Source organism: Acidovorax sp. GW101-11A03, assembly GCF_059424825.1.
In genome coordinates, this window is record NZ_JBWKZU010000028.1 from 1 (window position 1) to 25752 (window position 25752).

Annotated in this window: 21 protein-coding genes; 10 read left to right on the plus strand and 11 right to left on the minus strand. The window is 66.4% G+C overall.

Annotated elements, in window-relative coordinates:
- Both AC07Z7_RS13195 and ppsR read right to left on the minus strand, forming a co-directional pair.
- Window positions 1-207: hypothetical protein (locus AC07Z7_RS13195; RefSeq protein WP_494766484.1), on the minus strand; the 207-nt coding region annotated here is incomplete at its 3' end.
- Between the two features lie 35 nt (window positions 208-242).
- On the minus strand, window positions 243-1064 hold the full coding sequence (gene ppsR, locus AC07Z7_RS13200) for a posphoenolpyruvate synthetase regulatory kinase/phosphorylase PpsR (RefSeq protein ID WP_094291799.1): 822 nt from the start codon (window positions 1062-1064) through the stop codon (window positions 243-245).
- Between the two features lie 264 nt (window positions 1065-1328).
- Between ppsR and ppsA the strand changes: the two genes are divergently transcribed.
- From ppsA to AC07Z7_RS13220, 4 genes are all read left to right on the plus strand, one after another.
- Entirely contained in the window at window positions 1329-3722 is a 2394-nt protein-coding gene (ppsA, locus tag AC07Z7_RS13205; protein WP_494766485.1) for a phosphoenolpyruvate synthase, read from the plus strand.
- 100 nt (window positions 3723-3822) lie between these two features.
- A complete protein-coding gene (locus tag AC07Z7_RS13210) occupies window positions 3823-4167 on the plus strand; it encodes a DUF4212 domain-containing protein (protein ID WP_094291800.1) in 345 nt (114 codons plus the stop codon).
- Window positions 4160-6262, plus strand: a complete 2103-nt coding sequence (locus tag AC07Z7_RS13215) for a VC_2705 family sodium/solute symporter (protein ID WP_494766486.1) — start codon at window positions 4160-4162, stop codon at window positions 6260-6262. Before AC07Z7_RS13210 ends, AC07Z7_RS13215 begins: the two co-directional genes overlap by 8 nt.
- 151 nt (window positions 6263-6413) lie before the next feature.
- Window positions 6414-6941 (plus strand): hypothetical protein, encoded by a 528-nt coding sequence (locus AC07Z7_RS13220; RefSeq protein WP_494766487.1) that lies wholly within the window; start codon window positions 6414-6416, stop codon window positions 6939-6941.
- A gap of 135 nt (window positions 6942-7076) precedes the next feature.
- Here the strand turns inward: AC07Z7_RS13220 and AC07Z7_RS13225 are convergent, their stop codons facing one another.
- The 3 genes from AC07Z7_RS13225 to AC07Z7_RS13235 form a co-directional block, all read right to left on the minus strand.
- Window positions 7077-7436, minus strand: a complete 360-nt coding sequence (locus AC07Z7_RS13225; RefSeq protein WP_494766488.1) for an FKBP-type peptidyl-prolyl cis-trans isomerase — start codon at window positions 7434-7436, stop codon at window positions 7077-7079.
- Between the two features lie 112 nt (window positions 7437-7548).
- Window positions 7549-7857: a winged helix-turn-helix transcriptional regulator gene (locus AC07Z7_RS13230; RefSeq protein ID WP_063462008.1), complete on the minus strand. Its 309-nt coding sequence runs from the start codon at window positions 7855-7857 to the stop codon at window positions 7549-7551.
- Window positions 7858-8049: 192 nt separating this feature from the next.
- Window positions 8050-8964: a LysR family transcriptional regulator gene (locus AC07Z7_RS13235; protein WP_494766489.1), complete on the minus strand. Its 915-nt coding sequence runs from the start codon at window positions 8962-8964 to the stop codon at window positions 8050-8052.
- A 119-nt stretch (window positions 8965-9083) separates the two neighbouring features.
- Here AC07Z7_RS13235 and AC07Z7_RS13240 point away from each other — a divergent pair, with 119 nt between their 5' ends.
- From AC07Z7_RS13240 to AC07Z7_RS13250, 3 genes are all read left to right on the plus strand, one after another.
- Complete coding sequence (locus AC07Z7_RS13240; RefSeq protein WP_494766490.1) at window positions 9084-10061, plus strand: hydroxymethylglutaryl-CoA lyase; 978 nt, start codon at window positions 9084-9086, stop codon at window positions 10059-10061.
- Window positions 10062-10085: 24 nt separating this feature from the next.
- Entirely contained in the window at window positions 10086-11303 is a 1218-nt protein-coding gene (locus AC07Z7_RS13245; protein WP_494766491.1) for a CaiB/BaiF CoA transferase family protein, read from the plus strand.
- Between the two features lie 106 nt (window positions 11304-11409).
- Entirely contained in the window at window positions 11410-12420 is a 1011-nt protein-coding gene (locus AC07Z7_RS13250) for a Bug family tripartite tricarboxylate transporter substrate binding protein (RefSeq protein ID WP_494766524.1), read from the plus strand.
- A 155-nt stretch (window positions 12421-12575) separates the two neighbouring features.
- On the opposite strand, the gene AC07Z7_RS13255 is transcribed toward AC07Z7_RS13250, so the two are convergent.
- The 4 genes from AC07Z7_RS13255 to dnaG form a co-directional block, all read right to left on the minus strand.
- Window positions 12576-14192, minus strand: a complete 1617-nt coding sequence (locus AC07Z7_RS13255; protein ID WP_494766492.1) for a methyl-accepting chemotaxis protein — start codon at window positions 14190-14192, stop codon at window positions 12576-12578.
- 49 nt (window positions 14193-14241) lie between these two features.
- A complete protein-coding gene (locus tag AC07Z7_RS13260; RefSeq protein WP_252660902.1) occupies window positions 14242-15279 on the minus strand; it encodes a Bug family tripartite tricarboxylate transporter substrate binding protein in 1038 nt (345 codons plus the stop codon).
- Window positions 15280-15537: 258 nt separating this feature from the next.
- On the minus strand, window positions 15538-17919 hold the full coding sequence (rpoD, locus tag AC07Z7_RS13265; protein ID WP_094291760.1) for an RNA polymerase sigma factor RpoD: 2382 nt from the start codon (window positions 17917-17919) through the stop codon (window positions 15538-15540).
- A gap of 263 nt (window positions 17920-18182) precedes the next feature.
- The gene (gene dnaG / locus AC07Z7_RS13270) at window positions 18183-20258 is read right to left on the minus strand and encodes a DNA primase (protein WP_494766493.1); all 2076 of its coding nucleotides are present in this window, start codon (window positions 20256-20258) and stop codon (window positions 18183-18185) included.
- Window positions 20259-20326: 68 nt separating this feature from the next.
- Between dnaG and AC07Z7_RS13275 the strand changes: the two genes are divergently transcribed.
- The 3 genes from AC07Z7_RS13275 to AC07Z7_RS13285 all read left to right on the plus strand — a co-directional run bounded on the left by AC07Z7_RS13275 (window position 20327) and on the right by AC07Z7_RS13285 (window position 24829).
- Window positions 20327-21412, plus strand: coding sequence for an ABC transporter substrate-binding protein (locus tag AC07Z7_RS13275; RefSeq protein ID WP_494766494.1), 1086 nt, complete (start codon window positions 20327-20329; stop codon window positions 21410-21412).
- A 9-nt stretch (window positions 21413-21421) separates the two neighbouring features.
- Window positions 21422-23089, plus strand: coding sequence for a diguanylate cyclase domain-containing protein (locus tag AC07Z7_RS13280; RefSeq protein ID WP_494766495.1), 1668 nt, complete (start codon window positions 21422-21424; stop codon window positions 23087-23089).
- Between the two features lie 93 nt (window positions 23090-23182).
- Window positions 23183-24829: an acyl-CoA synthetase gene (locus tag AC07Z7_RS13285; protein WP_494766496.1), complete on the plus strand. Its 1647-nt coding sequence runs from the start codon at window positions 23183-23185 to the stop codon at window positions 24827-24829.
- Between the two features lie 14 nt (window positions 24830-24843).
- On the opposite strand, the gene AC07Z7_RS13290 is transcribed toward AC07Z7_RS13285, so the two are convergent.
- Both AC07Z7_RS13290 and AC07Z7_RS13295 read right to left on the minus strand, forming a co-directional pair.
- Complete coding sequence (locus AC07Z7_RS13290; protein WP_494766497.1) at window positions 24844-25107, minus strand: hypothetical protein; 264 nt, start codon at window positions 25105-25107, stop codon at window positions 24844-24846.
- Window positions 25104-25601, minus strand: coding sequence for a hypothetical protein (locus tag AC07Z7_RS13295; protein WP_494766498.1), 498 nt, complete (start codon window positions 25599-25601; stop codon window positions 25104-25106). The genes AC07Z7_RS13290 and AC07Z7_RS13295 overlap by 4 nt, the downstream gene beginning before the upstream one ends.
- Window positions 25602-25752: the final 151 nt, after the last annotated feature.

Genomic DNA, 25752 nt, shown 5'->3' on the forward strand with positions numbered 1-25752 from the left:
GGGGTAGCCAATCTTGCGTGCGGACACGTTGCCGTCGATGACGGTGACCGGCGCAACCATCAGCTCGTCCACCACCAGATCGCCTTGGTGAAACATCACCCCCTCGTCCTCAAAGGCGTGGGCGGCGTCGAAAAAGGCGTTTTCCTGGATCAGCCGCGCTTGGCGTGTTGTCCAGGCATCGAAATCGGCGAATGAAATTCTGTTCATGCGAAGCGCAGCATCGTGTGGAGGGCGGTTGCCGCTCAATACACCAGCTTCTCCGGCCGGATCTCCTGCAGGATGGTCGTCGCAATCTCTTCGATCGACTTGGTGGTGGTGGACAACCAGCGGATGCCCGCGCGGCGCATCATGGCCTCGGCTTCGGAGACTTCCATGCGGCAGTTTTCGATGCTGGCGTAGCGGGAGTTGGGGCGGCGCTCGGCGCGGATCTCGGCCAGGCGGTCGGGGCTGATGGTCAGGCCAAAGATCTTGCTGCGGAACGGCACCAGGGCCGGGGGCAGCTGGCGGCGTTCGAAGTCCTCGGGGATCAGCGGGTAGTTGGCGGCTTTCAGGCCACATTGCATGGCCAGGTACAGGCTGGTGGGCGTTTTGCCGCTGCGGCTCACGCCCACCAGGATCACGTCGGCACCGGCCAGGTCGCGGTTGCTCTGGCCGTCGTCGTGGGCCAGGCTGAAGTTGATGGCTTCGATGCGGTCGGTGTACTCCTTGCTGCGGCTCACGTCACTGAAGCGGCCCACGCGGTGGTGCGACTTGATGCCCAGCTCTTCCTCCAGCGGGTGGACGAAGGTGCCGAACATGTCCAGCAGCATGCCCTTGCAGCCTTCCTGAATGACCTTGAGCACCTCCATATTGACCAGGGTGGTGAAAACCACGGGCTTTTTGCCCTCGACCTCGCCGGTGTGGTTGATCTGCCGCACGGCCTGGTGGGCCTTGTCCACGGTGTCGATGAAGGGCAGGCGCACATGGCGCGGCTTCATTTCGAACTGTGCCAGGATGGCGTTGCCGAAGGTTTCGGCGGTGATGCCGGTGCCGTCAGAGACAAAAAATACGGTGCGCGAGTGCATGGGGCCCCTTTTTTTGGATGCGGTTTGCGCCAGCGGGGTGGCCACCACAAAGACGTGGCGATGGCCCGATTTGCGCGAGTCGCGTGAAAGCGTCAGCCCGTTGCCAGAAGCTCGGGCCTACAATTGTCACAATTATCTGATTCTCACCATGCACACCGTCGGCCTACAACCACAACGACAAAGCCTCAGGCCGTGCATGGCCGCCTGCCAGGAGCCATCCAGGGCCCGGCATGCAGACCCGGTTTCAACTTCTGGAGCTTTCCCATGTCTGCACTTTTCAGCCCGACCGCCCTGGTCGTACCGTTTGAAAACCTGAGAATGACCGATGTCGAGGCGGTAGGCGGTAAAAACGCCAGCCTCGGCGAGATGATCTCCCAGCTGCCGCAGGGCGTGCGCGTGCCCACGGGCTTTGCCACCACCGCCCACGCGTTCCGCGAATTCCTGGCCTACGACGGCCTGGCCGACAAGATCAGCGCCAAGCTCAAGAGCCTGGACACCGAGGACGTGCGTGCGCTGGCCCAGGTCGGCGCCGAGATCCGCGCCATGGTTGAGGCCCAGCCTTTCCCGGCCGATCTGCAAAAGGCCATTGCCGACGAATTTGCCAAGCTGAGCGCGGGCAACCCCAATGCCTCGTTTGCCGTGCGCTCGTCCGCCACGGCCGAGGATCTGCCCGACGCATCCTTTGCCGGCCAGCAGGAAACCTTCCTGAACGTGGTGGGCATCGACGAAGTCATGCACAAGATGAAGGAAGTGTTCGCGTCGCTGTACAACGACCGCGCCATCTCCTACCGCGTGCACAAGGGTTTCGAGCACGACGTGGTGGCCCTGTCGGCGGGTGTGCAGCGCATGGTGCGCTCTGACCTGGGCGCGGCAGGCGTGATGTTCACCATCGACACCGAATCCGGCTTTGAAGACGTGGTCTTCATCACCAGCAGCTACGGCCTGGGCGAGACGGTGGTGCAGGGCGCCGTGAACCCCGACGAGTTCTACGTGCACAAGCCCATGCTCAAGGCGGGCAAAAAGGCGCTGATACGCCGCAACCTGGGCAGCAAGCTGATCCAGATGGTGTTCTCCACGCCGGAAGAAAAAGCCGCCAGCGGCAAGCTGGTCAAGACCGTGGACGTGCCCACCGAGCAGCGCAACCGCTACTCGCTGACCGATGCCGATGTGGAACAACTGGCCCGCTACGCGCTGGTGATCGAGCAGCACTACGGCCGCCCCATGGACATCGAGTGGGGCAAGGACGGCACTGACGGCCAGCTCTACATCCTGCAAGCCCGCCCCGAGACCGTGAAGAGCCAGGCCAAGGGCCAGGCAGAGCTGCGCTACAAGCTCAAGGGCCACGGCACCGTGTTGGCCGAAGGCCGTGCGATTGGCCAGAAGATTGGCACCGGCCCCGTGCGCCTGGTGCACAACATTTCCGAGATGGACAAGGTCCAGCCCGGCGATGTGCTGGTGACCGACATGACCGATCCCAACTGGGAGCCCGTGATGAAGCGCGCCAGCGCCATCGTCACCAACCGGGGCGGCCGCACTTGCCACGCCGCCATCATTGCGCGCGAGCTGGGCATTCCGGCCGTGGTGGGCTGTGGTGACGCGACGGAGCGGCTGAAGGATGGCACGCTGGTCACGGTGAGCTGCTCCGAGGGCGACACGGGCAAGATCTACGACGGCCTGCTCGAAACCGAAGTGACCGAAGTGCAGCGCGGCGAGATGCCTCCCATCAAGACCAAGATCATGATGAACGTGGGCAACCCCCAGCTGGCGTTTGACTTTGCCCAGCTGCCCAACGCGGGCGTGGGCCTGGCCCGCCTGGAATTCATCATCAACAACAACATCGGCGTGCACCCCAAGGCGATCCTGGATTACCCCCAGATCGACGCCGACCTGAAGAAGGCCGTGGAGTCCGTGGCCCGTGGCCATGCGTCCCCCCGCGCGTTCTACGTGGACAAGGTGGCCGAAGGCGTGGCCACCATTGCCGCCGCCTTCTGGCCCAAGCCCGTCATCGTGCGCCTGTCGGACTTCAAGTCCAACGAATACCGCAAGCTCATCGGCGGCAGCCGCTACGAGCCCGAGGAAGAAAACCCGATGCTCGGCTTCCGTGGCGCCGCCCGCTACATCAGCGAGGACTTCGGCGAAGCCTTTGCGATGGAATGCGAAGCGCTCAAGCGCGTGCGCAACGACATGGGCCTGACCAATGTGCAGGTGATGGTGCCCTTTGTGCGCACGCTGGGCCAGGCCGAACGCGTGACCAAGCTGCTGGCCACCCACGGCCTGCAGCGTGGCAAGGACGACCTCAAGGTCATCATGATGTGCGAGGTGCCCAGCAATGCCATCCTGGCCGAGCGCTTCCTGGAGTTCTTCGACGGCTTCTCCATCGGCTCCAACGACCTGACTCAGCTCACCCTGGGTCTGGACCGTGACTCGGGCCTCGAGCTGCTGGCGCAGGACTTTGACGAACGCGACCCGGCTGTCGAGGCGCTGATCCACCAGGCCATCAAGGCCTGCCTGGCGCAGGGCAAGTACATCGGCATCTGCGGCCAGGGCCCCAGCGACCACCCTGACTTTGCGCAGTGGCTGGCCAAGGAAGGCATCTCGTCGATCTCGCTCAACCCCGACAGCGTGATCGCCACCTGGCAGCAACTGGCTGCAGGCTGACGCAAAGGGCTGCTGCACCGCCATGGGCCGCCACATCGCTCGCGCCAGAGTTCGTGATGTGTTTGTGATCTGACCACGGTGTGGTCGTGACATGCCCATGATGCGTTCTCAGCAGCCCAACCCCCGCCCGAGCGAGCCGGAGATGGCGGGGCCTTTCCCGCCCGACTTGCATGACGTGCGCCACATCAAGCTCAAGGCGGGGCTCTTGTTGCTGTGGGCCCTGGTGTCGTTCGGTGCCACCTATTTCGCCCGCGACCTGCAGGTGCTGGTGTTTGGTGGGTGGCCACTGGGTTACTGGATCGCGGCCCAAGGTGCCGTGCTGGTGTTCATCGGCATCGTGGTGGCCTATGGCTGGGCCATGAACCGTTTTGAGCGGGAGGACCTGGCAGACCGCGAGGCCCCGCCACTGTCTTCTGCACAGGCCCCCGACCGCCCCCATGGCTGAGCGCAAGCCAGGAGGCCCTGTGGATGGTGACCGCGCCTACCTGTGGCGGCTGCATCGCATCCTGGCGCTGTATGTGGCGGGGGTATTGGGTTTTCTGGCGCTGATGACCTGGGCCGAGCACCAGGGCCTGTCGCGCCACTGGATCGGCCCGATCTTTCTGTTCCTCACCGTGATGGTCTACGCCGGTATTGGCGTGTATGGCCGCACGACGGACCCCGAGGACTACTACGTGGCCGGGCGGCGCATTCCGCCCATGTACAACGGCATGGCCACGGCTGCCGACTGGATGAGTGCGGCCTCGTTTATCAGCCTGTCGGGTGCTCTGTATCTGCAGGGCTTTTCGGGCACGCCGGGGCAGGCGGGGGGGCTGGCCTATCTGCTGGGCTGGACGGGCGGCTTCTGTCTGGTGGCCATGCTGATTGCGCCGCATCTGCGTGCCATGGGGCTGTACACCGTGCCCGATTTTTTCCATGTGCGTTTTGGTGGCCGCTGGCCGCGCGTGATTGCCGCGCTGGCGGCGGTGCTGTGCTCGTTCACCTATGTGGTGGCGCAGATCTATGGCGTGGGGCTGATCGCCTCGCGCCTCACGGGTGTGCAGTTCGAGATCGGCATCATGCTGGGCCTGGGTGGGGTGCTGCTGTGTTCGTTCCTGGGCGGCATGCGGGCCATTACCTGGACGCAGGTGGCGCAATACGTGGTGCTGCTGCTGGCGTTCATGATTCCGGTGTCGTGGCTGGCCTACAAGCAGCTGGGCAACCCGCTGGCGCCACTGGTCTACGGGGCGCAGATCGGCAAGATCGCCGACCTGGAGGCGCAGCTGCTGGACTCCCCGGCCGAGCACCAGGTGGTGCAGGCCTACCTGCAGCGCGCCAAGGATTTTGAGGCGCGTCTGCAGAACGTGGAGGCCTCGCTGGCGCACGAGCGCGAGAAGGGGCGCGAGCGCATCCGGGCGCTGCGCGCGCAGAACGCCGACGTGGGCCTGATCGTGGCCGCAAGCCGCGAGCTGGCCGCACTGCCACGCGATGCCAATGCCGCGCGCGAGCGCTGGACCCGCGAAATGCGCGAGAACTACGAGCGCGCACGCCCCCTGGGCGGGCTGCCGCCCCACAGCCAGGCCTATGTGGGCGACCCCGATGGCACGCCAGAAGAGCAGCGCGACTACGAACTGACGCGCCGCAACTTTCTGGCGCTCATGTTCTGCCTGATGGTGGGCACGGCGGGGCTGCCGCACCTGCTCACCCGGTTCTACACCTCGCCCTCGGTGTCGGCGGCACGTGCATCGGTGGGGTGGTCGCTGTTTTTTATTGCGCTGCTGTACCTCAGCGCCCCGGCGCTGGCGGTGCTGGTCAAGTTCGAGGTGATGCAGAACCTGGTGGGCAGCAGCTTCGAAGCGTTGCCTACCTGGATGGCCCAGTGGTCGCGGGTGGACAGCTCGCTCCTGTCGCTGGAAGACGTGAATGGCGACGGCCTGATCCAGTTTGGCGAGATCCGCCTCGGGGCCGACCTCATCATGCTGGCCACGCCCGAGCTGGGCGGCCTGCCATATGTGGTGTCGGGCCTGGTGGCGGCGGGTGGGCTGGCGGCGGCGCTCTCGACGGCGGATGGCTTGTTGCTCACCATCAGCAATGCGCTGGTGCGCGACCTGTACTTTCAGGACTCGCAGCGCAAGGCCTCGCCCGAGCAGCGGGTGATCCTGAGCAAGTTTGCGCTGCTGGCGGTGGCCCTGTCGGCCGCTTTTGTTGCGGCGCTCAAGCCTTCCGAGATCCTGCCCATGGTGTCGGCGTCGTTCTCGCTGGCCGCATCGGCCTTTGTGCCTGCCATGGTGCTGGGCATTTTCTGGCGCGGCACCACGCGGCAGGGGGCGGTGGCGGGCATGCTCACCGGGCTGGGCATCGCGGTTTACTACATGCTGTCGCATGTGCCTGCCGTGCAGGGCGTGTTGCCCCGTTGGCTGCTGGCCGATGGGCTCTGGTTTGGCATCCAGCCTATCTCTGCCGGTGTGTTTGGCGTGCCCTGCGGGCTGTTGGTCACGGTGGTGCTGAGCTGGATGACACGGCCAGCCCCGGCGCTGCCGCCCGTCCGCTCGGAAATGTAGGCCCCCGCCGGGCAGGGATCGGGTGTATTTATGTGTAAACCCCGATTTCCATAGGTTTCAAAACATGGGATTCTGGGCTGCACAGCGTGGCCTATCGGCCAGTGCAACCGTCTGGCCTTAGCTGCCACCGTATTCATTCCCTAGGAGAGGCATGGTTCTCGTCAAAACCCAGGCCGGGCAAGAGGCACTCAAGGATCGCCGTGGCAGTTTGAGTTCGCGCCAGCGTTCGGCATTCATCCTGTTTGACGGCAAACGCAGCATGGGCGAAGTCCTGGCGGCCACGGCGGCCATGGGCATTACGCAGGACGATGTCCAGACCATGATTGCCCAGGGGCTGCTGGCCCCGTTGTCGGGCCAGCCCCTGCCGGTGTTTGCCCAGGCGGGTGGCCCGGCATCGGCGCTTGCGGACGCTGCCGATGCCCTGGAGGCCCTGGGCACCGATCTGGGCACCATTGCCTCGCCCGTGGAGGGCTCGGGGCGCTCGCCCAAGGAGCGTTACCAGGCCGCTTACCCCATTGCGACGGAGCTGACGGCAGGCCTGGGGCTGCGCGGGTTTCGCCTGAACCTGGCAGTGGAAGGGGCGGGCAGCTTTGACGATCTGGCGGCGCTGGCCCCCAAGATCCGCGAGGCCGTGGGCGACGACAAGTTCGAACGGCTGGACCACGCGCTGTTTGACTGAGCCCTTCGCACACACTGCGCCTTTGCCCGTTTCGCCTGTTTTCCCTGTTTTGGAGGGCGGCGAGTGCGGTTCGCAGAAAACAAAAAAGCGGCCCGCAGGCCGCTTTGGTTTTTTTGTAGCCCGAGGGGCCCGCGATCAGCGGCCGACCTTGAGCAGTTCCACGTCGAACTTGAGTGTGGCGTTCGGGGGGATCACGCCGCCTGCGCCACGGGCGCCGTAGCCCAGGGCGGCGGGGATGATCAGGGTGCGCTTGCCGCCGATCCTCATGCCTTGCACGCCTTCGTCCCAGCCCTTGATGACCATGCCCGCGCCCAGTGCAAATTCAAAGGGGTCGTTGCGGTCGCGGCTGGAGTCGAACTTGGCGCCTTGTTCGCCGTTGTTGTACAGCCAGCCGGTGTAGTGCACCGACACGGTCTGGCCCTTGGTGGCTTCGGCGCCTTCGCCCACGGTGGTGTCTTCGTACTGCAGGCCGGATGCGGTGGTGGTCAGTGCCATGGTGGAGGTTCCTTGAATGCTATTAAAAATATAGCTTCTAGCGCTTGCTCATCGCGCGCTAGAAGCTATTTAGAGTGCTATTTTAGCGAATGCCCTGTGCAGGGCCGGGGGCTCAGGCCTTCTTGGCCCGGCCTGCCACCCAGCGGGTGGCGAAGGCCTGCACGTCCGACAGGCGCTTGAGCAGGTCGGCGCCCGAGGGGGTGACGGTGTAGCCGTCGCTGCCATGGTCCACAAAACCGGCCTCGCGCAGTTCCTTGATGCGGGTGTTGAGCGTGTTGGGGGTGATGCCGCCCACGCTGTCCTGCAGCAGGCGGAAGGTCTGGGGGTGGCCGTCCTTCAGGGCCCACAGCACGCGCAGTGCGTAGCGGCATTCAAGCCGCTCGAACAGTTGGTTGATGGCGACATTTTCTTTGGAGCTCATGGACGCTTCTCCTCGCGCAAGTGTTGGATCTCGATTCGGATCGGGCGGACGGTTGCCGGGCCCGTGATGTGCTGAAACTATAGCGCGGAACCCGTTTTGCTACAAGTTTGGTAGCTCAGAATGCACGTCACATATGCGCTGAAGGGGAAATTTGGGCCATTCGCCAGCAAAATGTTGCGCACCGGCCACGGATCAGGGGGCCGGGAGCAGATGCCCCTGCCGCGCCAAATACCCCACCAGCAACTGCGCCGCCGGGGGCAGGGCGCTGGCGCTGCGGTAGCAGATGGCAAAGCGCCGCCGGGCCCAGGGGTCGCTCAGCGGGACGATGCGCACCGGTGCCAACTGGGCAAACGGCTGGGCCACCTCGCGCGGCACCACGCTGATGGCGAGGTTGGCGCGTACCACCCGCAGGGCGGCGTCAAAGTTGGACACCAGCACCCGGTGGGCCAGCATTTTTCCTTCCACTGCGGCGGCGCGCGCCAGCAGCACCTGTACCGCGCTCAGCGCGGGCATGCTCACGAATTCGTGCTCCAGCACATCGGCAAACCGCACGCTCTGCAACTGCGCCACGGGGTGCGACTCGTGTGCTACCACAGCCAGGTGGTCGCTGCGGTAGGCGCTGGTTTCCAGGCCCGACAGGTCGGCCGCGTCCCAGCAGATGCCGATGGACGCGCTGCCGTCGCGCACGCCTTGCACCACGTCCGGGCTCACGCGCTCCTCCAGGCTGATCTGGATGTTGCGGTGTGCAGGGTCCTGCAGAAAGGCCGCCACATCGTCGGCCAGCGACTCGGCCATGACCGAGGCCGTGACCAGCATGCGCACATGGCCGCGCGTGCCGGTGGCGTAGGCCGCCATGTCGCGCTCGATCTGCCCCACGCTGGCCAGCATGGTGCGGGCATGCTCCAGCAGCGTCTCGCCCGCCGGGGTGGGCACCACGCCCCGCCGTTTGCGCAGCAGCAGTGGCGTGCCCACGGTGTCTTCCAGCTGCGCCAGCCGCTTGCTGATGGCCGAGCCCACGATGGACTCCTGCTCGGCCACACGCGCGATGCTGCGCTGCTCGCACACGGCGGCAAAGAGGCGCAGGGTCTGCAGATCCAGTTCGCGCACGGCAAACCTCCAAGTGTTGTGATGTTTCGTTTGGGAATGTTATGGCTTCCGAGATGTATTTTCTGATTCATTCGGGAATTTTTAGAATCTTGCCCAGACCCACCCGAAAGAGACATCCCGTGCGCACCTCCCCGATCCCGTCCGACCTGCAGCCCCCGGCGGCCCGCGCCACCGTCCGCGAAGTCGGCCTGCGCGACGGCCTGCAAAGCATCGCCACGGTGGTGCCCACCGCGCACAAGATTGAATGGATCAACGCTGCCTACGCCGCCGGCCAGCGCGAGATCGAGGTGGGCTCCTTCGTGCCCGCCCGCCTGCTGCCCCAGCTGGCCGACACGGCCGAAGTGCTGTCCCACGCCAAAACGTTGCCCGGCCTGGTGGCCTCGGTGCTGGTGCCCAACTTTAAGGGCGCCGAGCGCGCGCTGGAGTGCGGCGCCGACCTGATGGTGGTGCCCTTGTCTGCCAGCCACGCCCACAGCCTGGCCAACCTGCGCAAGACCCCCGACGAGGTGGTTGCCGAGGTGGCCCGCATCCGTGCGCTGCGCGACGCCAGTGGCAGCCGCACATTGATCGAAGGTGGCGTGGGCACGGCATTTGGTTGCACCCTGCAGGGCGAGGTGGCTGAGAGCGAAGTGCTGCGCCTGATGGTGGCCTTGCTGGATGCGGGGGCCGACCGCGTGAGTCTGGCCGACACAGTGGGCTATGCCGACCCGGCCTCGGTCGCCCGGCTGTTTGAAAAGGCCCGCGCCCTGGTGGGCGACCGCCTGGCCTGCGCGCACTTCCACGACACGCGCGGCATGGGCCTGGCCAATGTGTATGCCGCCTGGCAGGCAGGCATCACGCGCTTTGATGCCTGCCTGGCGGGCATTGGCGGCTGCCCGCACGCGCCGGGCGCCAGCGGCAATGTCACCACCGAAGACCTCGTGTTCATGCTGGAGCGCATGGGCGTTGCCACTGGTATCGACGTGACCGCGCTGCTCGCGCTGCGCCAGCGCGTGGCCGGCTGGTTGTCGGGCGAGACCCTGCATGGCACGCTGTGGCAGGCCGGGCTGCCGCAGAATGCCGCACCCGCCGCGCTGCGCTTGGCAGCAACGGCCTGAACCCCTTTTCGGAACGCCCTGAACATGAACGACGACACACCCGCCACCCCCTTGTCCCCCCGCCTGCCCCTCGAAGGCCTGCGCGTAGTCGAGTTCACCCACATGGTCATGGGCCCCACCTGCGGCATGGTACTGGCCGACCTGGGCGCCGAGGTCATCAAGGTCGAGCCCGTGGAAGGCGACCGCACGCGCCACCTGCTGGGCGCAGGCGCGGGCTTCTTCCCCATGTTCAACCGCAACAAGAAGAGCATTGCCATCGACCTGCGCAGCCCCGAGGGCCTGGCAGTGGCGCGCAAGCTGGCAGCATCCGCCGACGTGGTGGCGCAAAACTTCAAGCCGGGCGTGATGACCAAGTACGGCCTGGACTATGCCGCGCTGAGCGAGGTCAACCCGCGCCTCATCTACGTCAACCACACCGGCTTCTTGCCCGGCCCGTACGAGCACCGCACGGCGCTCGATGAGGTGGTGCAGATGATGGGCGGCCTGGCCTACATGACCGGCCGCCCTGGCGACCCGCTGCGCGCGGGCAGCAGCGTGAACGACATCATGGGCGGCATGTTCGGCGCGATCGGTGCGATGGCGGCGCTGATGCAGCGCGGCGTCACCGGGCGCGGGCAGGAGGTGGACTCGGCCCTGTTCGAGAACAACGTGTTCCTGGTCGGCCAGCACATGATGCAGTACGCCGTCACCGGCAAACCGGCGGCCCCCATGCCCGACCGCATTTCGTCCTGGGCCGTGTACGACGTGTTCAGCGTGAAGGACGGCGGGCAGATCTTTTTGGCCGCCGTGAGCGATGCGCAGTGGCAGACCTTCTGCGACGCCATGGGCTATGCCGACCTGAAGGCCGACACGGGCCTCGCCACCAACAACGACCGCGTGCGCGCCCGTCCCACGCTGATGCCCGTGCTGCGCGAGCGGCTGGCGCAGCACACGGCCGATGAGCTGGCCGCGATCTTCGAGCGCCACGGCCTGCCGTTTGCACCCATCCGCCGACCCGAAGAACTGTTTGACGACCCGCACCTGCAAGCCACCGGTGGCCTGGCCGACATCACGCTGCCCGACGGTGAGCGCGCCGGGCAGACTGCGCAGATCACGCTGATGCCCCTGCGCATGGACGGCCAGCGCCTGGATGTGCGCCGTGACCCGCCACGCCTGGGCCAGCACACCGCCGAGCTGCTGCAGGGCCTGGGCTACACGGCCGATGACGTGGCCGCGTTGCAGGCCAGCGGGGCCATTGCCTGATTTTTCCTTGACGACCGGGGGCTCATCACGCGGCGCAGACCGCAGGCCCCGGATTCCAAACCTACTACCGGAGACAACCGTGCCCCAGCCCACCCCTGCCTTTGACTTGCCCCGCATCGCGCCCGCCACGCACGGCCTGCCCACGCGTCGCCAGGCCCTGGCCACCGGCGCCGCCGTGCTGGGGGCTGCGGCCTGGGGCCTGCCCCGCTTGGCTCGCGCCCAGGGTGACGGCAAACCGCTGCGCGTGATCCTGCCGCTGTCGGCGGGCTCGGGGGCGGACGGCGCCATCCGCGCCATCAGCACCAGCCTGGCCAAGGCGCTGGGCCAGCCGGTGGTCATCGAAAACCTGCCGGGCGCGGGTGGCATCACCGGCACCACGCAAATCGTGCGGGCGCCGAAGGACGGCTCGGTGATCGGCGTGGTGTCCAACAACCATGTGGTCAACCCTAGCGTGTACAAGAACATCCCGTTCGATTCGCTGGCCGACATCACGCCCATCACCATCATTGGCGCCACGCCCTTTGTGCTGGTGGCCCACCCCTCGGTGCCCGCCAAGACGGTGCAGGAGCTGGTCGCGCTGGCCAAGTCCAAACCCGGCGTGCTCAACTACGGGTCATCCGGCAACGGCACCATCCTGCACCTGGGCGCGGCCATGTTTGTGGACCAGGCGCAGCTCGACATCAAGCACATCCCCTACCGGGGCATGGGCCCGCTGATGAACGACATCCTGGGCGGGCAGGTGCAGCTGGGGGTGGTGGCGGTGGCGCCCGCTGCGGCGCACATCAAGTCGGGCGCGCTGCGCGCCCTGGGGGTGACCACGGCCAGCCGCGTGCCCCTGCTGCCCGGGGTGCCGACCATTGCCGAACAGGGCCTGCCGGGCTACGAACTGGATGGCTGGATCGCCCCCGTGGCGCCTGCGGGCCTGCCCAAGGCCGAGCTGGCCCGGCTGTACAACGGCTTCAAGGCCGCCATGGAGATGCCCGAGGCGCGTGATGCACTGCTTGCCCAGGGCTACGAGATCAAGCTCACGCCGCCCGAACCCGCCGCCGCCTTCTTCCGCACCGAAGCCGCGCGCATGGCGCAGGTGGTGAAGAACGCCCACGTGAAGATTGACTGACTGATGGCGGGCCGGGCGGCGGGTGGGGCAGGGCATGGCCTGGCAGGCCGCCCGACCATTTGCCACGCCGCTTTGAAGCAAAGATTTGAAGCTTTTTAGGCCGTTACCGCGCTATGGGTAAGCCTTTTGAGCTATTGTTTTGATAGTAATCTGCGTCAGGCTTGTGGTGCGGGCAACGCGTGATGCTGGTGGTGTTGCGGAGAGCGCTGCGGATGCTGCTGATGTGACTGGTGCCGCAGGCGGAACACCGCCACGGCATCCACCAACTGGCGGGCCTGGCCGCTCAGGCTGCCTGCGGCGGCGGCGCTTTCTTCCACCAGGGCGGCGTTCTGCTGCGTCACATCGTCCATGCGCACGATGGCTTGTGTCACGCGCTGCATGTCCGAGGTCTGCGCGGCGCTGGCCTGGCTGATTTCTTCCATCAGGCTGCTCACCTCGCGGATGGACGCCACGACCTCGGTCATGGTGGTGCCCGCATCCCGCGCCAGGTCCGAGCCCGCCTGCACACGTTCCACGCTGGTCTGGATCAGCGCCTTGATCTCGCGCGCCGCCCCGGCGCTGCGCGTGGCCAGGTTGCGCACCTCGCTGGCCACCACGGCAAAACCCCGGCCTTGTTCGCCTGCGCGCGCGGCCTCTACGGCAGCATTCAGCGCCAGGATGTTGGTCTGGAACGCAATCCCGTCGATCACGCCAATGATGTCGGCAATGCGGCGCGAACTCTCCTGGATGCCCTGCACCACCTCCACCATCTGCGTCACCACATCGCCGCCGCGCTGTGCCACGGTGGCGCCGCTCTTGGCCAGTTCGTTGGCACGTTGCGCGTTCGAGGCGTTCTGCTGCACCGTGGCCTGCAGTTGCTGCATGGACGAAGCGGTTTCGTCCAGCGACGAAGCCTGCTCTTCGGTGCGCATGCTCAGGTCGGCATTGCCCTGGGCTATTTCGGCACTCGCGCTGGCCACGCCCTCGGCGTTGCTGCGCACACCCGCCACCACGGTCTCCAGGTTGTCCTGCATGGCGCGCAGGGCTTCGAGCAGCCGGGCGGGCTCGTCGCGGCCTTCCACGCGGATGCTGGTGGTGAGGTCGCCCGCCGCCACCTTGTGGGCCAGCGACACCGCCACACCCAGCGGCCGCACCACCGACCGTGTGAGCAGCCAGCCCGCGCAGGCGCCCAGTGCGGTCACCAGCGCCAGCGCCACCAGGCTGCTGACCAGCGCGTGCCGCGCGTCTTGCCCCGCCTGCTGGGCAATGGCTGCGCTGCTGGCGGCCACCTGCTGGCTCAGCTCGGTGAGCAGCTTGGCCGGGCCCTGGTCAATGTCGGCCACGTCGGCATCCCCGGCCGATGGCACAAAGCCCAGCGACTGGAACACCTCAAAACCCTTGCGGTAACCCTGCGCCATCTGCGCGTGGGCCTGGGTGAACTTTTGCAGCGCGGCCTTTTCCTGCGCGTCGGTCAGCTGGGGCTCCAGCGCCTTGGCGGCATCGGCCACGCGTTTTTCGCTGGCCTGGAAGGCGTTCCAGTGCAATTCGCGCTTGCGCGAGTCTTCGCCGCGCAGCAGGGTGTTCTTCCACTCCAGCACCTGGGTCTTGAACTCGCTTTCCATGCGGCTCACGGCGCGTTCCTGCGCCACGCGCTCCAGCACCGTGGTGTCGTAGGTGCCCAGCGTGCGGTACAGCGTGGCGATGCCGAACAGCGCGGCGCCCAGCAGCAGCGCCAGCACCAGGCCCAGGGCCGTGGCCATGCGTGCGCCGATGGAGTGGTTGGACATTTTCATCAGAGGCTCCAAAGGTTCTGCAGCGGGCCCGGAGGGCCTGGCGGTGAGATCAGGCCTTCAGCTTGAGCAAATAGACCATCACGCGGGCGGTGGTGAGGTCCAGCTCCATGAACTCTGCCAAATCCTTGCCCGTGAGCCAAGAGGGTTCCCACCGGTTCTGCTTGAGCGTGCGCGTCCAGGACTCATGGTGGGTGGCGGCTTCGATGGCGGCCAGCATCTCGGCCGCCCGCGCAGGTGCCACGCCCTTGCCGGTGAACACGCCGCGCCAGTTGGCCATGACGGCGTCCAGCCCCTGTTCGCGGAACGCGGGCAGGCCAAACGCGCTGCGGCGCGACGAGACGCCGATGGCACGCAGCTTGCCCGCCGCAATCGCGTCGCTGAACTCGCTGTAGCCCGACAGGCCCACGGCCGCGTTGCCAGACATCACGGCCTCGACCACGTCGGCACCACCCGGAAACGGCTTGTAGACCAGCCCTTCCGGGTTGGCCTTGGTGGCACGCGCCAAGACTCCCGCAAAGATATGGTCCACCCCTCCGGCAGAGCCACCAGCCACGGGCACCGCCTTGAGGTCTGCGCGCATGGCATCGGCCAGGTCCTTGGTGGTCTTGATGGGCGATTGCGCCGCCACCGCCGCCACCAGGTAGTCACTGGTCAGGCGCGCCAGGGGCTGTATCTGGCTCATGTCCACGGCAGGTTTTTGCAGCGCCACGGCGCCCACCATCACCATGCCCCCCATGAAGAGGGTGTTGGCATCGTTGCCGTACTTTTCAGCGTACTTGGCGAGGCCAATGGTGCCGCCCTTGCCGCCGATGTTCTCGTACTCGACCTGGTCGGCCGCGCCCGCGCCCACCAGCGCTGCGCCCAGCGCGCGGCCAGTCTGGTCCCAGCCGCCACCGGGGTTGGCGGGGATCACGATGCGCAGCGTGCCCACCAGCTTGGGTGCCTTGGGCGGCGCGCTGCGCGCGGCAGCGCCTGCGGCCGCCGCCTGGGCCCAGGCGGAAGTGGCAAACGAGGTACCTAGTGCGCCGATGGCGCCCGTGGCGGTGGCGCGGGCAAGGATCTGGCGGCGGTTGAAGGAGGTCGTCATACGGTCTTTGGCAAAAAAAGGGGGGGATGCAGATCGTTGGGTCGGCCTGTGCGCACTGCGACAGGAGATTGCCGAACTGCATGGCAGTCTCCTTCAGCCGTGTGGCAATGGTCACCATCCAAGCTGTCAGTCTGCTGTCGCTGGCATGGGGGTAAACGTGGGGGCCGCGCTGAGCAAAGCCCAAAAAAACGCCCTGCGCCGCAGGTGCGGGGCAGGGCGTTGGGGCCAGCGAAGGCTGGGTTGCGAGGCTTACGGCGCTTACAGCGAGTCGATGAAGCTGCGCAGCTTGTCCGAGCGGCTGGGGTGCTTGAGCTTGCGCAGTGCCTTGGCTTCGATCTGGCGGATGCGTTCGCGGGTCACGTCGAACTGCTTGCCCACTTCTTCCAAGGTGTGGTCGCTGGTCATTTCGATACCGAAACGCATGCGCAGCACCTTGGCTTCACGCGGCGTGAGGCCGTCCAGGATGTCCTTGACCACGTCGCGCAGGCCGGCCTGCATGGCGGCTTCGATAGGAGCGGTGTTGGCACCGTCCTCGATGAAGTCGCCCAGGTGGCTGTCGTCGTCGTCCCCGATCGGCGTTTCCATGGAGATCGGCTCCTTGGCGATCTTCATGATCTTGCGGATCTTGTCCTCGGGGATCTCCATCTTGGCCGCCAGGATGGACGCATCGGGCTCAAAGCCAAACTCTTGCAAGTGCTGGCGGCTGATGCGGTTCATCTTGTTGATCGTCTCGATCATGTGCACCGGGATACGAATGGTGCGCGCCTGGTCGGCGATCGAGCGGGTGATGGCCTGGCGAATCCACCAGGTGGCGTAGGTCGAGAACTTGTAGCCCCGGCGGTATTCGAACTTGTCCACCGCCTTCATCAGGCCAATGTTGCCTTCCTGGATCAGGTCGAGGAACTGCAGGCCCCGGTTGGTGTACTTCTTGGCAATCGAGATCACGAGGCGCAGGTTGGCCTCGATCATTTCCTTCTTGGCATCGCGCGAGGTGGCTTCGCCTTCGTTCATGCGCTTGTTGATGCCTTTGAGCTCGGCCAGCGGCACAACCACGCGCGACTGCAGGTCCATCAGCTTTTGCTGCAGGTCCTGGATGGGCGGGATGTTGCGCGCAATCACGGCCGACCAGGGCTTGCCCGCAGCGGCCTGCTTCTCGACCCATTGCAGGTTCAGCAGGTTGGGCGGGAAGTCCTTGATGAAGGTTTCCTGGGGCATGCCGCACTTGTCCACGATGATGCGGCGCAGTTCGCGTTCCTTCTTGCGCACATCGTCCACCTGGCCGCGCACCATGTCGCACAGCTTCTCGATGGTCTTGGCGGTGAAGCGGATGGTCATCAGCTCGGCCGACAGGGCCTGCTGGGCCTTGATGTACGCAGGCGTGCCGTAGCCTTCCTTGTCGTACACCTTGTGCACTTTTTCGAACAGCTCGCGCAGCTTGTCGAAGCGCTCCAGCGCCTGCTTCTTGAGTTCTTCGAGCTTCTTGGTCAGCGCCTTGCTGCCGCCCTTGCCGTCGTCGTCATCGGCCTCGTCGAATTCGTCGAAGTCTTCTTCGGCCACATAGTCGTCAGCCTCATTGGGGTTGGAGAAGCCGTCCACGATGGTCGAGATCACGACCTTGCCTTCGCGGATTTCCTCGCCCATGTTCAGGATTTCGGCGATGGTGGCGGGCGATGCGCTGATCGCCTCCATCATGGCCATCAGGCCGCCTTCGATGCGCTTGGCGATTTCGATTTCGCCTTCGCGGGTCAGCAGCTCCACCGTGCCCATTTCGCGCATGTACATGCGGACCGGGTCGGTGGTGCGGCCGAATTCCGAGTCCACGGTGGACAGCGCGGCTTCGGCGGCTTCTTCGGCTTCTTCCTCGGTGGCGCCAGCGGGAGCGTTGTCCGTGATGATCAGCGCTTCGGCATCGGGCGTCTGCTCGTACACCGCCACGCCCAGGTCGTTCAGGGTGGTGATGACGGCTTCGAGGGTTTCGGCATCGACCAGCTTGTCGGGCAAGTGGTCGTTGATTTCAACGTGCGTGAGGTAGCCGCGTGTCTTGCCCAGCTTGATCAGGGCCTTCAGGCGCTGGCGGCGCTTTTGCATGTCTTCTTCGGACAGGACGGTTTCGTCCAGGCCGAATTCCTTCATCAAGGCACGTTCCTTGGCCTTGCTGATCTTCATGCGCAGCGGCTTGACCTTTTCGACCGTGGCGGCCGCTTCCGGGGTCTCCTCGACTTCGCCTTCCAGGTCCGATTCGATGTCGGACAGGTCGGTGTCGTCGCCACCTTCGTCACCGGCGGCAGCAGCCTTGGGCTTGCGGCCACGCTTGGCGGGGGCCTTGGCTTCGGCGGTGGTGCCTGCAGCCTTGGCGGGGCGGCCGGGGCGCTTCTTCGGGGTTTCTTCTTCGTCGGCGGCAGCGGCGACAGCCTTGGCGCGGGCAGGCTTTTTCTTCAGCAGCTCATCGGCGGCTTTGATCAGCTCGGCGGTACTTTTCACGGACACAGTTTTGACTTTCTTGGCTGCTGGAGCGGGCGCGGCGGCTGCAGGCTTTTTGGCCGGAGCTTTCGCAGTTGCTTTGGCAGCAGGGGTGGGAACAGCCTTTGCGGCAGTGCCTGGAGCGGACTTGGGCGGCTTCGCGGACTTTTGAGCGGGCATGGAACAACCTCAGAATCAAAAACGGACACACAAAGAAATCGCAAGCGCCACAGATCCCGGCGCGGGTGGCGGTGCGAAGCTGAACGGTCTTCGCACTTCGAGGGGATGCCCTCAGCGGCAAGATGTCTGGGCGATCATTTGGTGTGCAGTCCTTGCGATAAGTGGGCCCATCAGCGCATAGGTGCGCGTTTGTCGCGGTGGCCCGGCTCGGAGGTGCTGCTGTCGCTCTTGCCTAACCCTACATCATACCATTTGACTCGATTTCAAGCCGTTGCGGTGTTCACGCCCAACAAAATCTTGCGTTTTTGCTCCAGAGCCCGGTAGCGCTCCAGGGCCGAGGGGTCCTGGGCGGCCTGCAGCATCAGCAGCTTCTGCTGCTCGGCGATGTCCTCGATGAGCATGCGGTTCAGCAAATCGCGCAGCTCCAGCCGGAGTTCGGCCAGCTCGCCCTCGGTCTGGGCGTGGGCGCCGGTCATCACCTTCACCGCCAGGTCTTCGCATTCGTGGTCGCGCAGACTCTCGCGCAGCACGGCCCAGGCCAGGGGGCCGTGTTCGTGGAACTGCGCTTCCAGCCAGGTGAACAGCGGGCCGTGGGGCGAGGGCTGGGCGCACAGCGCGGCATGGTCGTCATGGGTCAGCTCTTCGAGAAACGCCATGTGCGACAACAGCAGCCGCGCGGCGTGGTCGGCCCGGCCCATGGCGGGCGTGCGGGGCAGGCGCGGCTGGGGCGGCTGGGGCGGCCAAGGCGCGTCCTTGTCGCGCTTGCTCCACTTGCCGTTGCTGCCCTTTTTCCAGTCGCCACCACCGCTGTTCTTGCGGAACGGGGGCTTGCCACCGCCATAGCCACCACCGCCCGGCGCCTCGTAGCCACCAGATGTGCCCCCGCCACCCACGTACTCGGGCTCGTGGTGGGGCTGCCAGCCGTCCAGGTCGGGGGGGGGCATGTCGCCCCAGGGGGGCTCATCGGCATAGGGGCTGGCGGCCGGGGCCTGGGGGCGCGGTGCCGGGGCGGGCGCACGTGCAGGCTCACGGGTACCGCCACCAGAGTTCCACAGCTCCGACAGGTCGCGTGCGTTGAGCTGGGTGAGTTCGGCCAGTTCGCCCAGCAGCTGGCGCTTGAGCACGCCGTCGGGCAGGGCCGTCCACAGCGGGCGGGCGTTGCTCGCCATGTGGGCGCGGCCCTCGGCCGTGGCCAGGTCGCAGCCTTCGCTGGCCGATTCGACCAGAAAGCGGCTGAGCGGCACGGCGTTGCCCACATGCTGGGCGAAGGCGTCGGTGCCGTGGGCGCGGATGAAGCTGTCCGGGTCGTGCTCGGCGGGCAGGAAGAGAAACTTGATGCTGCGCGTGTCGGTGGCGTGGGGCAGGGCCCCGTCGAGCGCCTTGCGCGCGGCGCGGCGGCCCGCGTTGTCGCCGTCAAAGCTGAACACCACCGCGTCCGTAAAACGCAGCAGCTTGTGCACATGCTCGGGCGTGCAGGCCGTGCCCAGGGTGGCCACGGCGTTCGGAAACCCCAGCTGCGCCAGCGCCACCACATCCATGTAGCCTTCGGTGACCAGGGCATAGCCGTGCTCGCGGATGGCAGTGCGGGCCTCAAACAGGCCGTACAGCTCGCGGCCTTTGTGGAACACCGGGGTTTCTGGCGAGTTGAGGTACTTGGGTTTGTCGTCGCCCAGCACCCGGCCGCCAAAGCCGATGCATTCGCCCTTCACGTTGCGGATGGGGAACATCACCCGGTCGCGAAACCGGTCGTAGCGCTTGTCCTGTCCCTCTTCGCCCACGATGACCAGGCCGCTTTCCTCCAGCAGCGGGTCGTCGTAGCGCGGGAACACGCTGGCCAGGCTGCGCCAGCCCTCCGGTGCATAGCCTAGCCCGTAGCGCTTGGCCACGGCGCCCGACACGCCCCGGCCCTTGAAGTAGCCAATGGCGCGCTGCGACTCGCGCAGGTGGCGGCGGTAGGCATCGGCGGCTTTTTCGAGCACGTCGCTCAGCGTGGCCTGCTTCTGGCGGGCGGCGGCGGCGCGTTCGCGCTCCTGGGGCGAGATGTCGTCGTCAGGCACCTGCAGGCCCACGCCCTGGGCCAGGTCCTGCACGGCCTCGACAAAACCCATGCCTGCGTGGTCCATCAAGAAGCTGATGGCGTTGCCGTTTTTGCCGCAGCCAAAGCAGTGATAGAACTGCTTGGCGGGGCTGACGCTGAAAGATGGCGACTTTTCCCCGTGGAAAGGGCACAGTCCCATGAAGTTGGCCCCGCCTTTCTTCAGTTGAACGTAGCGGCCCACAATGTCGACCACATCGACGCGGGCAAGCAGTTCCTGGATGAAAGACTGAGGGATCGTCACGCGGTGTATTGTCCGCGTAAACTGTTTGTTACCAGTTATTACAAAGCGGGGCTTTCGGCATGGCGTGCATGGCGTGGCAGCAAGCAGCAGGCACTGGGCCGCATCAGGTGCGGCGCCGCAGTGCGGCGGCAGCGTTGCTGGCCGCAGGCCTGGGGGCGGTGCTGCCTGGCCCGGCGCAAGCCGCCACGGTGCTGCGCGTGCTGGCCTGGCCGGGGTATGCCGATGCCGACTTTGTGGCCGTGTTCGAGAAGCGCCACGGGGTCAAGGTCGAGATCACCACCGTGGCCTCCGACGACGTCCTGCGCGCCAAGCTGGCCAGCCCGGGCGGCCCCGGGTTTGACCTGGTCGCCGCCAACACCGCCGAAATCGCGCGCCTGGTGGACCAGAAGATGCTGACACCGTTGCCCGTAAGCAACATTCCCAACACGGCGCGCCAGCTGCCGCGTTTTCGGCAACTGCAGTCCATCGCAGGCATCACCGCGCGGGGCGAGGTGTATGCCATGCCCTTCACCTATTCCGAGATGGGGCTGGTCTACGACCGCCAGCAGTTCAGCACGCCCCCGGACTCGGTTGCCGTGCTGTGGGACCCGCGTTGGCAGGGCAAGGTGCTGGCATTTGACGGCAGCAGCCACGGGTTTTCGCTGGCCGCCATGCACCGGGGGCTGGCGCCGTTTCGCATTGATCCCGACCGTTTCAGCCCGCTGGCCAGGGACCTGGTGGCCCTGCGCCGCAATGTGCGCTCGTTCTACAGCCTGCCCGAGGAGTCGGTGGAGCTGTTCCGCAAGCACAAGGTGGCCGTGATGCACGCCAACTACGGCCAGCAGCAGCTCAAGCAGTTGCGCGATGCGGGGCTGGACGTGGGCTATGTGGTGCCCAAAGAGGGCGCGCTGGCCTGGCTCGACTGCTGGGCCATCACCCGCAGATCCACCCAGGTGGCCCTGGCTGCGGAGTGGATCAACTACATGCTCGACCCGGCGCTGAGCCGCGAATTCACCCGGCGCCAGGGCCTGGCCAACACGCTGGAGGAGCCGCCCGCGCTGTCGGGGGACGTGCCCATGGGGCCCATCGTCTGGCTGGAGCCGGTGGAGGACGAAACCCGGCGCGCGCAACTGTGGCAGCGCATCGTGGCGGGCGACCGCCCGGCGAGGTTCTGACACATGGGCATGCAGCGCATGACATGGGGCATTGCACTGCGCCTGGGGGTGCTGCTGGCCTCGTTCAGCGTGTTTGCGGCCATCCTGGCGGGCTACTACACCTTTGACTCGAGCCGCGACCGTCTGCAGGGGCGGGCCGAACGTGCGCTGATGGCCACCACGCAGGTGCTGGCGCGCCACATGCAGGCCGGGTTCGGCACGGTCGCGCGCGATACGTCCTTTCTGGCCAGCGTGGCAGCGCAGGAGCCTGACCGGAACCGCCTCGCCGAGATCTTCCGCGCCAGCCTGGCCGCGCACCCCAGCTACCTGCAGATCCGTTTCATCAGCGCCTGGGACTACGGCCTGGAGCTGGTGCGCATCGACCGCCAGGGTGGGGTGCCCGTGCGGATTGCCGACGAAGCGCTGCAGGAGAAGGCCCATTTCCCCTTTGTGTTCGAAGCCCTGGCGCTGTCGGCGGGGGAGGTCTATGTGTCCGAATTCGGCATCAACCACGAGGGCTCCCCGGGCGAGGAAGCGGTGCCGGTGTTCAACATGGCTTCGCCCGTGGTGCAGGGCGGCAAGGTGCAGGGGGTGGTGGTGGTGCGCGTGGCGGCCGAGCCGTTCTTGCGCAACTTCGATGCCGCGCTGCCAACGCCCTATGGTTTTTACCTCAGCAACCGCTGGGGCGACTTCCTGGTGCACCCCGATGCCACCCAGACCTTTGGCTTTGACCGGGGCCAGCGCATCCTGATCCAGGACAGCTTTGCGCCGGTGGCGGCGCTGGTGGAGGGGCGTGCCCAGGAGGCCGTGCTCAGCCGACCCGGCTCCGACGACGACGAGGCGCGCGTGTTCTCGTTTGTGCGCATGCCCTTTGGCGGCGAGGAGGAAGGGCGCTTCATGGTGGTGGGCCTATCGCAGCCCCTGGCTGCCGTGCAGGGCGAGGTGCTGGACCTGGGCCGCAGCATCCTCAAGATCCTGCTGGTGCTCAGCCTGGTGGGCGTGGTGCTGGCGGCGGGCGTGTCGCGCGTGGTCACGCAGCCGCTGCAGGCCATGGTGGCGGCCGCGCAGGCGTTCTCGAAGGGGCTGGCGCATGGTGCGCTGCCTGTGCACCGCAAGGACGAGGTGGGCGAGCTGGCCCGCAGTTTCCACGACATGGAGCAGCAGATCAGCCGCCAGATCACCGAGTTGAACGCCAGCCGCGACGCCATGGCCCACCTGGCGCACCACGATGCACTGACCGGCCTGCCCAACCGCCGCATGTTCGAGCAGCGCCTGGCGCAGGCGCTCGAACTTTCGCGCCGCAGCGGCCGCGACTGCGCCCTGCTGTTTGTGGACCTGGACGACTTCAAGGCCATCAATGACACGCGCGGCCACGCCGTGGGTGACCTGGTGCTGCAGGCCGTGGCCCGCGTCATCCTGGGCGCCGTGCGGCAGGCCGACACCGTGGCCCGGCTGGCGGGCGACGAGTTCACCGTGCTGTGTGAAAACGTGGACTCGGAAGAAGCCGCGCTGCAGATCGTGGCCAAGCTGGAGCAGGCCTTTGCGCCGCCACTGGACATCGAGGGCCATCCCTTCCCGGTGCGTGCCAGCATCGGCGTGAGCCTGTTCCCGCGCGACGCCCAGGACGCGCACACGCTGCTGGCCAGCGCCGACGCGGCCATGTACCGTGTCAAGCAAAGCCACCGCCGCAGCGTTTGAGTTAGCGCCCTGGCGCTGGCTCTGCGCATGGTGTTGCCTTCGTGTCAGCCTGCGGCGCTAGGCTGTGTCCTGTTCACCTTCTCGCACCCACCCATGACCTCCATCTTCGACCAGCACCTGCCCCGCAACGAAGCCAACTTTGCCGCCCTGTCGCCCCTGTCGTTCATCGAACGCACGGCCGAGGTCTACCCTGACCGCCTGGCCATCGTGCACGGCGAGCTGCGCCAGACCTGGGCCCAGACCTATGCGCGCTGCCGGCAGCTGGCCAGCGCGCTGACCCAGGCGGGCATCGGCAAGAACGACACCGTGGCGGTGATGCTGCCCAACACGCCCCCGATGGTGGAGGCGCACTTTGGCGTGCCCATGGCGGGCGCCGTGCTCAACACCCTCAACACCCGGCTGGACCCCGAAGCCATCGCCTTCATGCTCGACCACGGCGAGGCCAAGGCCGTGATCGTGGACCCGGAATTCAGCGGCACCATGGCCAAAGCGCTGGCCCTGCGCACCGCCACCACGCCCATCAGCGTGATCGAGGTGCAGGACGCGCTCTACGGCCCCGCCGTGCAAAGCCTGGGCGGCACTGACTACGAAGCCTTTGTGGCCAGCGGCGACGCGACCTTTGCCTGGAGCTTGCCCGCTGACGAGTGGGATGCGATTGCGCTCAACTACACCTCAGGCACCACCGGCAACCCCAAAGGCGTGGTCTACCACCACCGGGGCGCGGCCACCAACGCCATCAGCAACGTGCTGGAGTGGGACATGCCCAAGCACGCGGTGTACCTGTGGACCTTGCCGATGTTCCACTGCAACGGCTGGTGCTTTCCGTGGACTATTGCGGCGCGTGCGGGCGTCAACGTGTGCCTGCGCCGGGTGGACGCGCAGGCCATCTTCGATGCCATCCGCAACCACGGCGTCACGCACTACTGCGGCGCGCCCATCGTGCATGGCCTGCTGGTCAATGCGCCCGATGCGATGAAGGCGGGCGTCCCCGCTGGCGTCAAGGCCATGGTGGCGGGCGCCGCGCCACCGGCGTCGATGATCGAAGGCATGGAAAAGATGGGCTTCGACCTGACCCACGTGTACGGCCTGACTGAGGTCTACGGCCCCGCCACCGTGTGCGCCAAGCACGAGGCCTGGGATGCGCTCGACATTGGCGAGCGCGCCCGCCTCAACGCCCGCCAGGGCGTGCGCTACCACCTGGAGCGCGACGTGCGCGTGCTGAACCCCGAGACCATGTTGCCCGTGCCGCAGGACGGCGAAACCATGGGCGAGATCATGTTCAAGGGCAACATCGCCATGAAGGGCTACCTCAAGAACCCCAAGGCCACCGACGAGGCCTTTGCAGGCGGCTGGTTCCACAGCGGCGATCTGGCCGTGCAGTACCCCGACGGCTACATCAAGATCAAGGACCGCAGCAAGGACATCATCATCTCGGGCGGCGAGAACATCTCCTCCATCGAGGTCGAAGACGTGCTCTACCGCCACCCCGACGTGCTGGCCGCTGCCGTGGTGGCCAAGCCCGACCCCAAATGGGGCGAGACGCCCTGCGCGTTTGTCGAGCTGAAAACCGGTGCGCAGACCACGCCCGAAGACATCGTGGCGCACTGCAAGAAGCACCTGGCGGGCTTCAAGGTGCCGCGTGCCGTGGTGTTTGGCGAGCTGCCCAAGACCAGCACCGGCAAGATCCAGAAGTTCGAGCTGCGCAAATTGGCCGGGTCGGCCGCGGCGATTGATGTCTGAGCCTGCGCAGCGCTTCAGCCAAAGCCGCAGGCCAAGGTCTGCCGCCCGCCATCCAGGTGGTACTCGGACTTCCAGTAATGCCGGTCTTCGATGGCGTTGAAAGTCATGCCCGGCGCCAGCGGGTAGGCCGTGGCGAAAGGGCGGCGCAGGATGATGAGCAGCTCGCAATGGGGCGGCCAGTCCGCGACCTCATCAATGGCATTGCCCCGCGCCAGTTCGGCATCGAGGATCGTGCGCAGCGGGGCGGCCAGCGCGGCGAGGATGGGTGGGCGGCTCATGCCGGGGGCTGGCAGGCCGCCAGCGAGGGTGCCGACGGCGCGGTTGTGGCGCCTGCCACCAGCCGCTGCAATGCCTGCACCTGCCACAGGTGCTCTGGCTCAAAGGCCGAGCGGTCTTGCACTGCGTAACCCCCATAGGCGTACACCGTGGCATAGGCCGCGTAGCTGGCAGCCTCCAGTGCCCGGCCAGCCAGGGCATTCGCCACGGCATAGGTGGCCGACACAGCGGCGTGGGCCGACCCGTCCAGCGATTGCGAACCCCTGTGGTGCGAGGCCACCGCTTTCAGCCGCTCTGCTGCATTGGCCAGCGTGGCTGCGTCCACCAGGCCTGTCGTGAATGCAGCCAGCGTGTCCAGGCCCGCGATGGCTTCCGGATCTTCCAGCAGGTGGCGCACGCGCTGCACACAAGCCAGGCCAAAGGCCAGGCGCAGCGGGGTCTGGGCATCGCTGGCCAGCCCGCAGTCGGCAGCCAGTTGGGTGAGGGCAGCGTTCATGGCGTGCATCCTTCTCGGCGGCAGAGGAATGGATTTGCTATCAATTAAATAGCTGATTGCGCTTTATTGACGGGCGGAGGGGCCTGATTTTGCTTGAATCTTGGTGTTGCAGGCGGCGCCGCCCATTGTGGCAACCCATGGGGTGCGCGTC

Bases quoted from the DNA above. Each gene is read 5' to 3' on its own strand.
- AC07Z7_RS13220 (WP_494766487.1), top strand. From the start codon at position 6,414: ATGGTTCTCGTCAAAACCCAGGCCGGGCAAGAGGCACTCAAGGATCGC.
- rpoD (WP_094291760.1), bottom strand. From the start codon at position 17,919: ATGCCCGCTCAAAAGTCCGCGAAGCCGCCCAAGTCCGCTCCAGGCACT.
- AC07Z7_RS13285 (WP_494766496.1), top strand. From the start codon at position 23,183: ATGACCTCCATCTTCGACCAGCACCTGCCCCGCAACGAAGCCAACTTT.
- AC07Z7_RS13225 (WP_494766488.1), bottom strand. From the start codon at position 7,436: ATGGCACTGACCACCACCGCATCCGGCCTGCAGTACGAAGACACCACC.
- AC07Z7_RS13295 (WP_494766498.1), bottom strand. From the start codon at position 25,601: ATGAACGCTGCCCTCACCCAACTGGCTGCCGACTGCGGGCTGGCCAGC.
- AC07Z7_RS13215 (WP_494766486.1), top strand. From the start codon at position 4,160: ATGGCTGAGCGCAAGCCAGGAGGCCCTGTGGATGGTGACCGCGCCTAC.
- AC07Z7_RS13245 (WP_494766491.1), top strand. From the start codon at position 10,086: ATGAACGACGACACACCCGCCACCCCCTTGTCCCCCCGCCTGCCCCTC.
- AC07Z7_RS13230 (WP_063462008.1), bottom strand. From the start codon at position 7,857: ATGAGCTCCAAAGAAAATGTCGCCATCAACCAACTGTTCGAGCGGCTT.
- AC07Z7_RS13255 (WP_494766492.1), bottom strand. From the start codon at position 14,192: ATGAAAATGTCCAACCACTCCATCGGCGCACGCATGGCCACGGCCCTG.
- ppsR (WP_094291799.1), bottom strand. From the start codon at position 1,064: ATGCACTCGCGCACCGTATTTTTTGTCTCTGACGGCACCGGCATCACC.
- AC07Z7_RS13280 (WP_494766495.1), top strand. From the start codon at position 21,422: ATGCAGCGCATGACATGGGGCATTGCACTGCGCCTGGGGGTGCTGCTG.
- AC07Z7_RS13260 (WP_252660902.1), bottom strand. From the start codon at position 15,279: ATGACGACCTCCTTCAACCGCCGCCAGATCCTTGCCCGCGCCACCGCC.
- AC07Z7_RS13290 (WP_494766497.1), bottom strand. From the start codon at position 25,107: ATGAGCCGCCCACCCATCCTCGCCGCGCTGGCCGCCCCGCTGCGCACG.
- AC07Z7_RS13275 (WP_494766494.1), top strand. From the start codon at position 20,327: ATGGCGTGGCAGCAAGCAGCAGGCACTGGGCCGCATCAGGTGCGGCGC.
- AC07Z7_RS13210 (WP_094291800.1), top strand. From the start codon at position 3,823: ATGCGTTCTCAGCAGCCCAACCCCCGCCCGAGCGAGCCGGAGATGGCG.
- ppsA (WP_494766485.1), top strand. From the start codon at position 1,329: ATGTCTGCACTTTTCAGCCCGACCGCCCTGGTCGTACCGTTTGAAAAC.